Source organism: Variovorax robiniae, from assembly GCF_037889955.1.
Taxonomy (GTDB): domain Bacteria; phylum Pseudomonadota; class Gammaproteobacteria; order Burkholderiales; family Burkholderiaceae_C; genus Variovorax; species Variovorax robiniae.
The window spans coordinates 671,935-685,661 of the sequence record NZ_JBBKZS010000002.1 but is presented as its reverse complement, the minus strand read 5'-3'; the positions used below and the strand labels follow the sequence as shown (position 1 = coordinate 685,661).

Genomic DNA, 13,727 nt, shown 5'->3' with positions numbered 1-13,727 from the left:
GCCGGGACGCGCGCTAGATTTTCTCGCTGATCAGCTGGTCTTCGACCGACTCGCGACGCCGGATCAGCTTCGCGCTGTCGCCACTGACCAGCACCTCTGCCGCGCGGCCTCGCGTGTTGTAGTTGCTGGCCATGCTCATGCAATAGGCCCCCGCAGACAGCACGGCCAGCAGGTCGCCCGCCTCGACTGCCAGCGCGCGATCACGGCCGAGCCAGTCGCCGCTCTCGCACACTGGGCCGACCACGTCGTAGATCGTCGCGTCGGTCGAACGCTCGTGCACCGGAACGATGGCATGAAAGGCCTGGTACATCGCAGGGCGCGGCAGGTCGTTCATGGCCGCATCGATGATGCAGAAGTTCTTGTCTTCGCCGGGCTTGGTGTAGATCACCTCGGTCACGCAGACGCCGGCGTTGCCGACCAGCGAACGGCCGGGCTCGATGATGAACTTGCGGTCGCCAAAACCGCGTGCGTCGACGCGGGCCAGCAACTGTTTCCAGAGGGCGTCGGCCGCGGGCGGCGTATCACCCTGGTAATTGATGCCCAAGCCGCCGCCGAAGTCGATGTGGTGCAACCGGATGCCGTCCCGCTCCACGGTTTCCACGAGGTCCAGGATCCGGTCCATGGCGTCGAGGTACGGCGAGGCGTCGGTGATTTGCGAGCCAATGTGGCAGTCGACGCCCACCACCTCCAGGCCAGGCAGCGAGGCGGCATGCCGGTAGGCGGCGGCTGCGTGGTCGTGCGCAATGCCGAACTTGTTGCCCTTCAGGCCGGTGGAGATGTAGGGGTGCGTCTTCGGGTCGACGTTCGGGTTGATGCGCAGGCTGATCGGGGCGCGCTTGCCCATCGACAGGGCCACATCGTTCAGCACGTCGAGTTCGGCTTCGCTTTCGACGTTGAAGCAGCCGATGTTGGCTTCCAGGCCCTGGCGCATTTCCGCACGCGTCTTGCCGACGCCGGAAAAGATGATCTTCGCGGGATCGGCGCCAACGGCCAGCGCGCGTGACAGTTCTCCGCCGGACACCAGGTCGAAGCCGCAGCCGGCTTCGGCAAACACGCGCAGCACGCCCAGCGACGAATTCGCCTTCATGGCGTAGCAGACGAGTGCATTGCGGCCGGCAAAGCCGCGCTGGTAGGCGGCCAGCGCATCGAGCATCCACTGCTTCGAATAGACGAACAGGGGCGTGCCATGTTCGCGCGCCAAGGCTTCGAGCGACACGCCTTCGACGTGCAGTTGGCCATCGCGCTGGGCGACGTGGGGATGGCCGGGCAGGGGAGAGATGATCACTTGGCAGGTTCCGTGGACTTTTCGGTGGATTCTGTTGCCGCGTCGGTTGCGGCGGGGACGGTAGCTGCGGGGGCGGGCGTTGGCGACGCGGCGGGGGCCTTTCGCGAACCTGGGATCACCAGTTCGGGCAGGGTGGCGCGGTTCGCAGCGGCCGGCTCGGTCGGCAGGTAAAGGCTGCCACGCTGGCCGCAGCCGCTGATGCCAACCACTAGCGATGAAAGGCCAAGCGCGATCACTAGAATTTGAGAGACTTTCAACATCGTGAAATTGTAATGACCGACCCTGAGTACCTCGACCGCGCGGAAGCAGCGCTCGCCGCCATCGAACAGGGCTGCGACCGCATCAACGACGCGACCGACGCGGACATCGACAACCAGCGCGTGGGCGGGATGATCACCATCACCTTCCCCAACAAGAGCCAGCTGATCGTGAACCTGCAGCCGCCCCTGCAGGAGATCTGGCTGGCGGCGCGCTCAGGTGGCTATCACTACCGGCAGGTCGATGGTGCCTGGCGCGATACCAAGACCGGCGAGGAACTGTTCGCCAACCTCTCGCGCGAGGCAACGGCGCAATCGGGTCAGCCCTTGCAGTTCAGCGCGCTCAGTTCCTGAACAGGTCGAGGATGCGATTGCGCTCCTCGGGCTGTGCCGGCGGCGCGACGGGCGCGCCAGTCAACGACTCGGCCGCAGGCGCGGAGCCAGAGCCACTGGTGTCCACGCCCAGGCTGGCGACGCCGCGGCCCGGCGCATAGTCGTCGAAGTACCACTCGCCGCCCACTTGGACCACGCCCGACGGCGCCGGCAGTTCAGCCACCGGCACGCCCTTGAGCGCGGTTTCCATGAATGAGATCCAGATCGGCAGGCTCAGGCCGCCGCCGGTCTCCTTGTCGCCCAGCTTGCGCGGCGTGTCGTAGCCCATCCAGGCGATGGCCGTCATGGTGGGCTGGAAGCCGGCAAACCAGGCGTCGAGCGAGTCGTTGGTGGTGCCGGTCTTGCCGTAGAGATCGGTGCGCTTCAGCGTGGCCTGTGCCTTGGCGGCGGTGCCGCCGCTGGCGACCGATTGCAGCAGGCTGTCCATGATCCAGGCGTTGCGGGCCGGGATGGCACGCATGCTTTCGTTCAGCACGGGTGGCTGCCGGTCGACCAGGACCTTGTCCTTGTGATCGGTCACGCGCGTCACGAGGACCGGTGCGACCCGGTAGCCGCCGTTGGCGAAGACCGAATAGGCGCTGGCCATCTGCATCGGCGTGACCGAGCCGGCGCCCAGCGCCATCGGCAGGTAGGCGGGGTGCTTGTCGCGGTCGAAGCCGAAATTGGTGACCCAGTCTTGCGCGTAGTGCGTGCCGATCGATTGCAGGATCCGGATCGATACCATGTTCTTCGACTTCATCAGCGCGCGCCGCATCGACATGGGGCCTTCGAAGCCGCCGTCGTAGTTCTTGGGCTCCCAGGGTTGGCCGCCGGTGGTGCCCGCGTCGAAGAACAGCGGCGCATCGTTGATGACCGTGGCGGGCGAGAAGCCCTTTTCAAGTGCCGCCGAGTAGATGAATGGCTTGAAGCTCGAACCCGGCTGGCGCCAGGCCTGCGTCACATGGTTGAACTTGTTCTTGTCGAAGTCGAAGCCGCCGATCAGCGCCTTGATGGCGCCGTCGCGCGGGTCCATGGCGACAAAGGCACCCTCGACTTCCGGCAACTGGGTGATCTCCCAGGTGTTCTTCGGCGTCTTGGCGACCCGGATCACCGCGCCGCGGCGGATGCGGATGTTGGGCGCCGCCTTGTCGGCCAGGCCGGACTGGGCCGGGCGCAGGCCGTCGCCGCTGATGGTCAGCGTTTCGCCGTTGCCGCGCACGGCCGTCACTTCCTTGGGCGAGGCCTTGAGGACCACGGCCGACATCACGTCGCCGTTGTCCGGATGGTCGGAAAGCGCGTCGTCGACCGCGTCGTCCAGTTCCTTGGGGTTCTGGGGCAGGTCGACGAACTTCTCGGGGCCACGGTAGATCTGGCGCCGCTCGTAGTCCATGATGCCCTTGCGCAGCGCCTTGTAGGCGGCGGCCTGGTCGGCCGCCACCAGCGTGGTGTAGACCTTGAGGCCGCGCGTGTAGGTGGTGTCGCCGTACTGGGCGTACATGAGCTGTCGCACGGTCTCGGCCACGTATTCCGCATGCAGGCGGTTCGGGTCCTGGGCATCGCGCAGCACGGGTTCTTCCTTGCGGGCCTCGTCCGCCTGTTCCGCGGTGATGAAGCCGGCGTCCTGCATGCGGTCGATCACGTAGAGCTGGCGGCCGCGGGCGCGCGTGGGGTTGTTGACCGGGTTGTTGGCACCGGGCGCCTTGGGCAGGCCGGCGAGCATCGCGGCCTGGGCGATGGTGATGTCCTTCAACGGCTTGCCGAAGTAGGCTTCCGACGCCGCGGCAAAGCCGTAGGCGCGGTTGCCGAGGTAGATCTGGTTCAGGTAGATCTCGAGGATCTGGTCCTTGGTGAGCAGGTGCTCCAGCTTGAAGGTCAGCAGGATCTCGTAGATCTTGCGCGTCAGCGTCTTCTCGGAACTCAGGTAGACGTTGCGCGCCACCTGCATCGTGATGGTCGAGGCGCCCTGGCTCTTGACCTTGTTGAGGTTGGCCAGGCCGGCGCGCAGCATGCCCTTGTAGTCGACGCCGCCATGGCTGTAGAAGCGGGCGTCCTCGGCGGCCAGCACCGCGTCCTTCATGACCTTGGGAATGGTGTCGATCGGTGTCAGATTGCGACGCTCTTCGCCGAACTCGCCAATCTGGATGCCTTCCGATGAAAATACGCGCAGCGGAAGCTTCGGCCGGTAGTCAGCCAGTTCGGATATGTCGGGGAGATTGGGATACGCCACCGCCAGCGCCACCGCGACCACGAACAGGATCGACAGCACGCCCGCCATGGCGAGGCCGGCCGTCCACAAGAAGAATCTCAACAGCCAGGTGATCCACGTGGGTCGCTTTGGTCGAGCAGGAGCGGTCTTGGCAGGCCCGGAGGCTTTTGTTTTTTCGGGCATGGAAGGTGGCGGAGTCAGCCGGACATTATAAAAAGGCGCCCTCTCTTCGGCCGGGCGAATTGCACGCTTAATACAGACGGATTCAATCCGTGATCTAAGTTGCAGAAGCGAAGATTACCGTCTACTTTTGACAACGAACTGTTTCTGATTCAGGGTTGGGCGCTTTGATGGCTGCGCTGCTTACTGCTAGCATGCAACCACTCGCAAATATTTCCAATCGTTACAAGCGGATGGGATTCAACTTGACTGCACTGGGATCGTTGTTTCGTCGTCAGCCCGCTCCCCTGCTTGGGTTGGACGTCAGTTCGTCCAGCGTCAAGTTGGTCGAGCTAGGCCGCGACGCTGCCGGAAAGTTGGTGCTGGAACGCTGCGCCATCGAGCCGCTGGAACGTGGATGGATCACCGACGGCAACGTCGAGAAATTCGACGAAGTGGCCGAAGCGGTGCGCCGCGTGGTCCGCAAGAGCGGCACGCGCACCAAGAACGCGGCGCTGGCATTGCCGCCTTCGGCCGTGATCACCAAGAAGATCGTTCTGCCGGGTGGCATGAGCGAACAGGAACTCGAGATCCAGGTCGAGTCCGAAGCCAACCAATACATCCCCTTCTCGCTCGACGAAGTTAGCCTGGACTTCTGCGTGATCGGCCAGAACGCGAGTTCGGCGGGTGATGTCGAGGTCCTGATTGCCGCCTCGCGCAAGGAGAAGGTCCAGGACCGGCAAGGGCTGGCCGAAGCGGCCGGGCTCAAGGCCCTGATCCTGGATGTGGAGTCCTATGCCTCTCGCCTGGCGACGGCGCGGCTCATCGAGCAATTGCCGGCGCAGGGTCGTGATGCCGTGGTCGCGCTGTTCGAGGTGGGTGCCTACACCACCAGCATGCAGGTGTTGCGCAACCAGGAAGTGTTGTATGACCGCGACCAAGCCTTCGGCGGCGCGCAACTGACGCAACTGATCGTTCGCCAGTACGGCTTTTCCGCGGAAGAGGCCGAGACCAAGAAGCGCAGCGGCGACCTGCCGGACGACTACAGCGCCGGCGTGCTCAAGCCCTTCGTGGCCAGCATCGCGCAGGAAATCGCGCGGGCCTTGCAGTTCTTCTTCACCAGCACGCCGCACAACCGTGTCGACTACGTGCTGCTGGCGGGCGGTTCCGCTGCCTTGCCGGGGTTGACCAGCGCCGTCACGCGGCAGACTTCGTTCGCCTGTTCGCTCCTGAATCCCTTCGACGGCATGGAGATGGGCCCTGGCATCCGCGAAAAGAAGGTGCGTCGCGAAGCGCCGTCCTACCTGACGTCCTGTGGCTTGGCCATGCGGAGGTTCGTGCAGTGATCCTCATCAATTTGCTCCCTCACCGGGAGGCGGCGCGAAAGCGTCGTCGCGAGACCTTCTATGCGTCGCTCGGCGCCGCCGCGCTGGCGGGCGGCTTGATCGCGGGCGGTGCCTATGTCTGGTTCGAGGCGCAGATCTCCGCGCAGCAGGACAAGAACGCCTACCTGCAGTCCGAGATCACCAAGCTCGAGGCCGAGATCAAGGAAATCTCCACGCTGCAGGCCGAGATCGCCGCACTGCGCGCCCGGCAGCAGGCCGTGGAAGACCTGCAGGGCGACCGCAACCTGCCCGTGCACTTGATGAACGAGTTGGTGCGACAACTGCCCGACGGCGTCTACCTCATCAACATGAAGCAGGACAACCAGGCCGTGACCTTGCAGGGCGTGGCCCAGTCGAACGAGCGCGTGTCGGAACTGCTGCGCAACCTGGGCAACAACAGCCCGTGGCTGGTCAAGCCGGAACTGGTTGAGATCACCGCCGGAACCGTGGCGCTGAGCCCGCGCGATACGCGTCGCGTTTCCAACTTCACCATGAAGATCGGTCTCAAGCGGCCGACCGATGCGCAGAAGCCGGCGGACGGTGCGATCCCGCCCGCGGCGCCTGCGACACCGGTGAAAGGATAGGCGCCATGGCAACACGACGCTCCGCCCCGAATATCGACGTCTCCGCCTCGCTGCGCCGCTTCGGTGACCAGTTCCGCGGCCTGAATCCCAACGATCCTTCCGTCTGGCCGGCGGTGCCGCGCTACGCGCTGTGCGTGCTGGTGACTGTGCTGGTGCTGGTGGCGCTCTGGTTCGTCTGGCTCACCAACTCCAACGACACGCTCGAGGCCGAGCGCGCGAAGGAAGTGACGCTGCGCGCCGACTACCAGAAGAAGGTCGTCTTGGCCGCGAATCTTGACATGCTTAAAAAGCAGCGCGAGCAGGTCCAACAGTACGTCACGTTGCTGGAAAAGCAATTGCCCAGCAAGGCCGAAATGGACGCATTGCTGTCGGACATCAACCAGGCCGGCCTAGGACGCAGCCTACAGTTCGAGCTGTTCCGCCCGGGCACCGTGGTGGTCAAGGACTACTACGCGGAACTGCCCATCGCCGTCCGCGTCACCGGCCGCTATCACGACATGGGATCGTTCGCGGCGGACATCGCGAACCTCTCGCGCATCGTGACCCTGAACAACATCGCGTTGGCGCCGGCGAAAGACGGCAACCTGACCATGGATGCCACCGCACGCACCTTCCGCTACCTCGATGCGGAAGAGCAGAACATGCAGAAGAAGGCGGCCGCGGCGGCAGCGGGGGCGAAGAAATGAAGTGGCTGCACGCAATGCTGATGGCGGTGGCGGTCGCGAGCCTGGCCGGATGCGGCAACTCCGGTCGCGAAGAATTGCAACAGTGGATGGTCGAGCAGCGGGCCCAGGTGAAGCCCACCGTCACGCCCATCTCCGAGCCGAAGAAGTTCACCCCGCAGGCCTACACGGAAGTCGGCGCGACGGAACCCTTCGACATCCAGAAACTGACCCAGGCGCTGCGGCGCGATTCGGCCCAGCCCAGCACCTCGGGACTCATCGGGCCTGAACTGGCACGGCGCAAGGAGGCGCTGGAAGCCTTCCCGCTGGACTCGATGGCGATGGTCGGCAGCCTGAACCGCAACGGCAAGCCCGTGGCGCTGATCAGTGTCGACAAGCTGCTCTACCAGGTGCGCGTCGGCGAGCACCTGGGACTCAACTACGGGCTCATCACCCGCATCACAGAAACCGAACTCGGCTTGCGTGAAATCGTGCAGGACGCCGCCGGTGAATGGATTGAACGCGTGGCGACGCTGCAACTGCAAGAGAGGCCGACCAAATGAAGCAAGTACAAAACACCGCCGCCAAGTGGCTCCGAGCGGCCGGCATGACGCTGGTGGCGCTCGGCGCCGCCGCGGTCGTCCATGCGCAGAATGCCATCGAGTCCGTGACCAGCTCGATGCAGTCGGGTGCGGAAGTCATCCGCATCGACCTGACGCAGCCCCTCACGGCGCCGCCGACCGGCTTCGCGATCCAGACGCCGGCGCGCATCGCGCTCGATTTCCCCGGCGTGACAAACGGCATCGGCCGCTCGGCCATCGAAGTGAACCAGGGCAACCTGCGCTCGGTCAATGTCGTCCAGGCCGGTGAACGCACCCGCCTGGTGTTGAACCTCAAGCAGGCCACCGCCTACAAGACCGAGATCCAGGGCAAGTCGCTGCTGGTGTCGCTGGAACCGGTCGTCGGCCCGGCGCTGGTCGCATCGCAACAAAGCGCGTTCGCGGAGAACCGCAACCGCGACATGCTGCCGATCAAGGACGTGGACTTCCGCCTCGGCCCGGACCGCACCGGCCGCGTGATCGTCGACCTGCAGAACAACCAGGTGGGTGTGGACATCCGCCAGCAGGGCAAGAACCTGGTGGTGGAGTTCACCAAGTCGACGCTGCCTGAAGGCCTGCGCCGCCGCCTCGACGTGGCCGATTTCGGCACGCCGGTGCAACTGATCACCACGCAGCAATCGGGCGACCGCGTGCGCATGGTCATCGAGCCGACCGGCGAGTGGGAGCACAGCGCCTACCAGAGCGAGAACCAGTTCGTGGTCGAGGTCCGTGCCCGCAAGATCGACCCGACCAAGCTGACGCGCGGCCCTGGCTACTCCGGTGAAAAGCTGTCGCTGAACTTCCAGAACATCGAGATCCGCTCGCTGCTGCAAGTCATCGCCGATTTCACGAACTTCAACATCGTGACCTCCGACTCGGTGACCGGTTCGCTGACGCTGCGCCTGAAGGACGTGCCCTGGGACCAGGCGCTCGACATCATCATGCAGGCCAAGAACCTCGGCATGCGCAAGAACGGCAGCGTGCTGTGGATCGCGCCGAAGGATGAGATCAACGCCAAGGAAAAGGTCGAGTTCGAGGCGGCTGCCGCGATCGAGACGCTGGAGCCGCTGCGCACGCAGTCGTACCAGCTCAACTACACGAAGGCTGCGATCGTGCAGCAGCAATTGGGCGGTGGGGCCGGCGGCGGTGGCGGCACGACGACAACTCGCCTGTTGAGCGCTCGGGGTTCGGTGATCGCCGAAACGCGTACCAACCAGATCTTCGTGTCGGACATTCCCTCGCGCCTCGCGCAAGTGACCGAGATGATCCAGAAGCTCGACGTGCCGGTTCGCCAGGTGCTGATCGAGGCGCGCATCGTCGAGGCGTCGGACACCTTCGGCAAGTCGCTGGGTGTGAAGTTGGGTGGTGGCGCCGTGTACAGCAACAGCAGCTTCGGCACGCAACCGGTGATCACTTCCGGGGTGCGGACCGGGTCCACGGCCACCACGCCCGTCCTGTACACCCCCAATACATCGACGGCCAGCTTTGCCAACAGCAACTTCATCAACCTGCCGGCAGCCTTGGCCAGCGGTTCGCAGCCCGGTGCTTTCGCGCTGTCCCTGTTCAGCTCGAGCCTGTCGCGCATCCTGAACCTCGAGATCTCGGCGCTGGAAGAAGACGGCAAGGGCAAGGTGGTGTCCAGTCCGCGTGTGGTGACGGCCGACCAGACCAAGGCGCTGATCGAGCAAGGTACCGAACTGCCCTACCAGGTAGCGACCTCCAGCGGTGCGACGTCCATCGCCTTCCGCAAGGCCAACCTGAAGCTGGAAGTGACGCCGCAGATCACGCCGGAAGGCAACATCATCCTGACGCTCGACGTCAACAAGGACACGGTCGGCCAGGCCACGACGGCTGGCTTCGCGATCAACACCAAGCACGTGCAGACCGAGGTGCTGGTGGAGAACGGCGGTACGGTGGTCATCGGTGGTATCTTCGAACTCACCGAAACCACAGACGATACGCGCGTCCCGGTGCTGGGCGAGGTGCCATACGTCGGCGCCCTGTTCCGTTCCAAAAATCGCGTTGCCAACAAGACTGAAATGCTGATCTTCATTACCCCGAAAATGATCACTGACCGCAACGCCGCGCGCTGATGCGCGGCCGTTGCTGAACCGCATGGCGGTCGCACTCGTCGGCTTGCCCGGCGCCGGAAAATCCGCAGTGGGCAGGCGCTTGGGGCAGCGCCTGCAATTGCCTTTCATCGACAGTGACAACGTGATCGAGCAGCGCATCGGCTGCTCGATCCGCGATTACTTCGAGCGTGAAGGCGAGGCCAGCTTTCGCGACATCGAGCAGCAGGTCATCGCCGACCTGGCCCAGACCGCCACCGGCGTGGTGGCCACGGGCGGCGGCTCGGTGCTGCGCGAGGCCAACCGGGCCATGCTGCGCACCCAATTCCATGTGATCTACCTGCGCTCCTCGCCGGAAGACCTGTTTCGGCGGCTGCGCCACGACGTGAAGCGTCCGTTGCTGCAGGTGGCCGATCCGCTGGGGCGCCTGCGCGAACTGCACGGCACCCGGGATCCGCTGTACCGGGAGACCGCGCACGACATCGTGGAAACCGGACGGCCCTCGGTGGCGATGCTGGTCAACATCATCGTGATGCAGCTGGAACTGGCGGGCATCGTGGTTCCACCGGCACCACCTGAACTTCCATCGGTTGACCCTCACGCCTGATCCGGCAGTCACCAGCGCCTAAACTCGCGGGATGCCTTTGACCGCGACCCTGGAACGCGTCGAGATTGACCTCGGCGACCGCAGCTACCAAATCCTGATTGGCGACGACCTGCTCGACGATGCGTCGCACCATGCCGGCCTGCCGGCGTCGGCCAGCGCGCTGATCGTCAGCAATACGACGGTGGCGCCCCTGTATGCACAGCGCCTGCGCGCCGTTCTGGCGCCGCGATTCCGCGCGGTGCACCTGCTGGAATTGCCCGACGGCGAGGTCTACAAGGACTGGCCCACGCTCAACCTGATCTTCGACGCGCTGCTCGGCCATGGTTGCGACCGCAAGACCGTGTTGTTCGCGCTGGGCGGCGGCGTGGTGGGCGACATGACCGGGTTCGCCGCGGCCAGCTACATGCGCGGCGTGCCTTTCGTCCAGGTGCCGACGACGCTGCTGGCGCAAGTCGACTCCTCGGTCGGTGGCAAGACGGCCATCAACCATCCGCTCGGCAAGAACATGATCGGCGCCTTCTACCAGCCGCAACTGGTGCTGTGCGACCTGGGCACGCTGAAGACGCTGCCGCCGCGCGAACTGAGCGCAGGCCTGGCCGAGGTCATCAAGTACGGGCCGATCTACGACATGGCGTTCTTCGATTGGATCGAAGCCCACATCGATGCGCTGGTGGCCCGTGACGGTGCAGCGCTGGCCCATGCGGTGAAGCGCAGTTGCGAGATCAAGGCCGAGGTGGTGGGCCAGGACGAACGTGAATCGGGGCTGCGCGCCATCCTCAACTTCGGCCATACCTTCGGCCATGCGATCGAATCGGGCCTCGGGTACGGGGAGTGGCTGCACGGCGAGGCCGTGGGTTGCGGCATGGTGATGGCGGCGCACCTGTCGCAGCGCCTGGGTGGCGTGGATGCGGCCTACGTGGCGAGGCTAATGCGGCTCATCGAACGCGCCGGCCTGCCCACCGTCGGGCCAGCCCTGGGAGCGGAGCGCTACCTGGAACTAATGCGCGTGGACAAGAAGTCCGAGGGCGGCGAGATCCGCTTCGTGCTGCTGGACCGGCCCGGCTCCGCCGTCATGCGCGCCGCACCCGAAGCCTTGGTGCGGGAAGTGCTGGCACAGTGCTGCCAAGGCTGAAGCTGTTCCCCATCCCAGGCGTTGCTTGCCTCGCCCCTGAAGCGGAATGACGCCGTCGCTTGCCCGCTATGCCTGCGATCCCGCGCATTCGCGTGGCCGGCGCTATCCGGAACCAGCGGCGCCCACGCGCAACGCCTTCCAGCGTGACCGTGACCGCATCGTCCATTCGACCGCCTTCCGCCGCCTGGTCTACAAGACGCAGGTCTTCCTGAATCATGAAGGTGACCTGTTCCGCACGCGGCTCACGCATTCTCTGGAGGTGGCGCAACTCGGGCGCTCCATTGCACGTGCGCTGGGGCTCAATGAAGACCTGGTCGAAGCCATTGCCCTGGCGCATGACCTCGGCCACACGCCCTTCGGCCACGCGGGCCAGGATGCGCTCGATGCCTGCATGGCGGACCACGGCGGCTTCGAGCACAACCTGCAGAGCCTGCGCGTTGTCGATGAACTGGAGCACCGCTATCCGCAGTACGACGGCATCAACCTGAGCTTCGAGACGCGGGAGGGCATCCTCAAGCACTGCTCGCGCGTGAATGCGGAGCGGCTCGAAAGGCAGGAGCCCAATGGCGTCGCCCGCCGGTTTATCGACCGCGTGCAACCCTCGCTGGAAGCGCAACTCTGCAACCTGGCCGACGAAATCGCCTACAACGCGCACGACATCGATGATGGGGTGCGCTCCGGGCTGATCCGCATCGAGGATCTGGCAGGGGTCGGCCTGTTCGAGCGCTATCGGGCGCAGGCGCTGGCCGAATACCCGCATCTCCAGGGGCGCCGCGTGCTCTACGAGGCGATCCGTCGCATGCTGAGCGCGCAGGTTTACGACGTGATCGACACCACGCGCGCGGCCCTGGCCGCCGCCGCGCCTGCGGATGCCCAGGTGGCGCGGCGCGGCGGGCCGCTGGTGCTGTTCAGCGATGCGATGCGGGTCGAGTCGGCCGCGCTCAAGCGCTTTCTGCTGCGCAACCTCTATCGGCACCCGCAGGTCATGCAGACGACTGATCAGGCCAAGGGCGTCGTGGCCGGGCTGTTCGCGGCCTACCTCGACAAGCCCGCGGAGATGCCCGATTCCTTCGCCGAACGCACCGACAAGGAACGCGCCGTGGCCGACTACATCGCCGGCATGACGGACCGGTTCGCGATGCGCGAGCATGAGCGGCTGACAGGGAAGCGGTGGGCTGGATGACCGTGCGCGTGCCGATTGCCGCACTCGCCGTGGTGGCCGCCGGCGTGAGCGTGGCCTTGCACCTCGGCAAACTGCCGCCAGCGATCCCCGCCTTGCAAGCCACGCTGGGACTCTCGCTGGTGGAGGCGGGCTTCATGCTGTCGCTGGTCCAGCTGGCGGGCATGACGCTGGGTCTCGTGGTCGGGCTGGCGGCCGATGTGATTGGCTTGCGGCGCAGCATGCTGATCGGTCTCGCGATCACGACCGCGGCGAGCCTGCTGGGTGGTGTCGCCGGCCAGTTCGTATCCCCTGGGGTCGTCGTCTGGCTGCTGGTGTTGCGTGCGCTCGAAGGCCTGGGATTCCTGCTCGCGGTGATGCCGGCGCCGGGGCTCATCCGTGCCATGACCCCGCCCGGCGCCGAGAAGGCAGTCATGGGCATGTGGGGTGCCTACATGCCGCTGGGCGTGGCCCTGGCACTGCTGTGCGGCCCCGGGCTTATCGCGTGGGCGGGCTGGCCCGGCTGGTGGTGGGTGCTCGCGCTGCTGTCGGGTGGCGCCGCCTTGTGGGTGGCCCGCGTGGTTCCGGCGGATGCCCGACGCGGTCCGGTCGCGGCGGACTGGCGCAATCGCCTGACGACCACGCTCACGGCGCCCGGGCCATGGTTCGTGGCGCTGGCCTTTGCCGTTTACTCCTCGCAGTGGATGGCGGTGATCGGATTCCTGCCCTCGATCTATGCGGAGGCCGGCGTGCCCGCAGGATGGAGCGCCGTGCTCACCGCAACCGCGGCGGCGATGAACATCGTCGGCAATGTCGTCGGCGGGCGATGGTCGCAGCGGGGTCTTGCGCCCGCGCGGCTGTTGCGCATCGGCTTTGGCGTCATGGCGCTGGGTAGCATCGCTGCCTTTGCGCAATGGGGCCAGGGCGCCGACGCGGCGGCTCTGCCGCCGGCCTTGCGCTATGCCGCGGTCTGCGTCTTTTCGCTGTTCGGCGGCGCGGTGCCGGCGACGCTGTTCATGCTCGCCGTGCGCCTCGCGCCCGGGCCTTCCACTGTGTCCACGACGGTGGGCATGATGCAGCAGGCCTCGGCGCTGGGCCAATTCATCGCGCCGCCGCTGGTCGCCTGGATCGCGCATCGCGTGGGTGGCTGGCAGTGGACGTGGGTGGTGACCGCGGCCTGCTCGATGGCGGGTATCGCCCTGGCCTCGCGCCTGCCTGCCGTGGCCCGGCGCGCGGCTGCATGAAGTCGAC

At 65.7% G+C, this 13,727-nt stretch carries 13 protein-coding genes; 10 read left to right on the top strand and 3 right to left on the bottom strand.

Annotated features, from left to right (window positions below; all coding sequences use genetic code 11):
* Positions 1-13 precede the first annotated feature (13 nt).
* Both lysA and lptM read right to left on the bottom strand, forming a co-directional pair.
* Positions 14-1,285 carry a diaminopimelate decarboxylase gene (gene lysA, locus WKW79_RS07485; protein WP_422823832.1) on the bottom strand — a complete coding sequence of 424 codons (1,272 nt, stop codon included), beginning with the start codon at positions 1,283-1,285 and terminating at the stop codon, positions 14-16.
* Entirely contained in the window at positions 1,282-1,545 is a 264-nt protein-coding gene (gene lptM / locus WKW79_RS07480) for an LPS translocon maturation chaperone LptM (RefSeq protein ID WP_340334463.1), read from the bottom strand. The genes lysA and lptM overlap by 4 nt, the downstream gene beginning before the upstream one ends.
* 12 nt (positions 1,546-1,557) lie before the next feature.
* Here lptM and cyaY point away from each other — a divergent pair, with 12 nt between their 5' ends.
* On the top strand, positions 1,558-1,896 hold the full coding sequence (cyaY, locus tag WKW79_RS07475) for an iron donor protein CyaY (RefSeq protein ID WP_340334462.1): 339 nt from the start codon (positions 1,558-1,560) through the stop codon (positions 1,894-1,896).
* Here the strand turns inward: cyaY and WKW79_RS07470 are convergent.
* Positions 1,886-4,303, bottom strand: coding sequence for a penicillin-binding protein 1A (locus tag WKW79_RS07470; RefSeq protein WP_340334461.1), 2,418 nt, complete (start codon positions 4,301-4,303; stop codon positions 1,886-1,888). The two genes, cyaY and WKW79_RS07470, sit on opposite strands and share 11 nt — an antisense overlap.
* Before the next feature lie 242 nt (positions 4,304-4,545).
* On the opposite strand from WKW79_RS07470, the gene WKW79_RS07465 reads away from it, so the two are divergent.
* The 9 genes from WKW79_RS07465 to WKW79_RS07425 are packed head-to-tail and all read left to right on the top strand — an operon-like array spanning position 4,546 to position 13,720.
* Complete coding sequence (locus WKW79_RS07465; protein WP_340334460.1) at positions 4,546-5,625, top strand: pilus assembly protein PilM; 1,080 nt, start codon at positions 4,546-4,548, stop codon at positions 5,623-5,625.
* Positions 5,622-6,248 (top strand): PilN domain-containing protein, encoded by a 627-nt coding sequence (locus WKW79_RS07460; RefSeq protein ID WP_340334459.1) that lies wholly within the window; start codon positions 5,622-5,624, stop codon positions 6,246-6,248. Before WKW79_RS07465 ends, WKW79_RS07460 begins: the two co-directional genes overlap by 4 nt.
* A 5-nt stretch (positions 6,249-6,253) precedes the next feature.
* Positions 6,254-6,934, top strand: coding sequence for a type IV pilus inner membrane component PilO (locus WKW79_RS07455; RefSeq protein ID WP_340334458.1), 681 nt, complete (start codon positions 6,254-6,256; stop codon positions 6,932-6,934).
* Positions 6,931-7,473, top strand: a complete 543-nt coding sequence (locus WKW79_RS07450; RefSeq protein WP_340334457.1) for a pilus assembly protein PilP — start codon at positions 6,931-6,933, stop codon at positions 7,471-7,473. The genes WKW79_RS07455 and WKW79_RS07450 overlap by 4 nt, the downstream gene beginning before the upstream one ends.
* A complete protein-coding gene (locus tag WKW79_RS07445) occupies positions 7,470-9,602 on the top strand; it encodes a type IV pilus secretin PilQ (protein WP_340334456.1) in 2,133 nt (710 codons plus the stop codon). Before WKW79_RS07450 ends, WKW79_RS07445 begins: the two co-directional genes overlap by 4 nt.
* A 22-nt stretch (positions 9,603-9,624) precedes the next feature.
* Positions 9,625-10,185, top strand: a complete 561-nt coding sequence (locus WKW79_RS07440; protein WP_340334455.1) for a shikimate kinase — start codon at positions 9,625-9,627, stop codon at positions 10,183-10,185.
* A 31-nt stretch (positions 10,186-10,216) separates the two neighbouring features.
* Positions 10,217-11,317: a 3-dehydroquinate synthase gene (gene aroB, locus WKW79_RS07435; protein ID WP_340334454.1), complete on the top strand. Its 1,101-nt coding sequence runs from the start codon at positions 10,217-10,219 to the stop codon at positions 11,315-11,317.
* Positions 11,318-11,363: 46 nt separating this feature from the next.
* Positions 11,364-12,500: a deoxyguanosinetriphosphate triphosphohydrolase gene (locus WKW79_RS07430; protein WP_340334453.1), complete on the top strand. Its 1,137-nt coding sequence runs from the start codon at positions 11,364-11,366 to the stop codon at positions 12,498-12,500.
* Positions 12,497-13,720: an MFS transporter gene (locus WKW79_RS07425; protein ID WP_340334452.1), complete on the top strand. Its 1,224-nt coding sequence runs from the start codon at positions 12,497-12,499 to the stop codon at positions 13,718-13,720. Before WKW79_RS07430 ends, WKW79_RS07425 begins: the two co-directional genes overlap by 4 nt.
* The last annotated feature ends 7 nt before the right edge of the window (positions 13,721-13,727 follow it).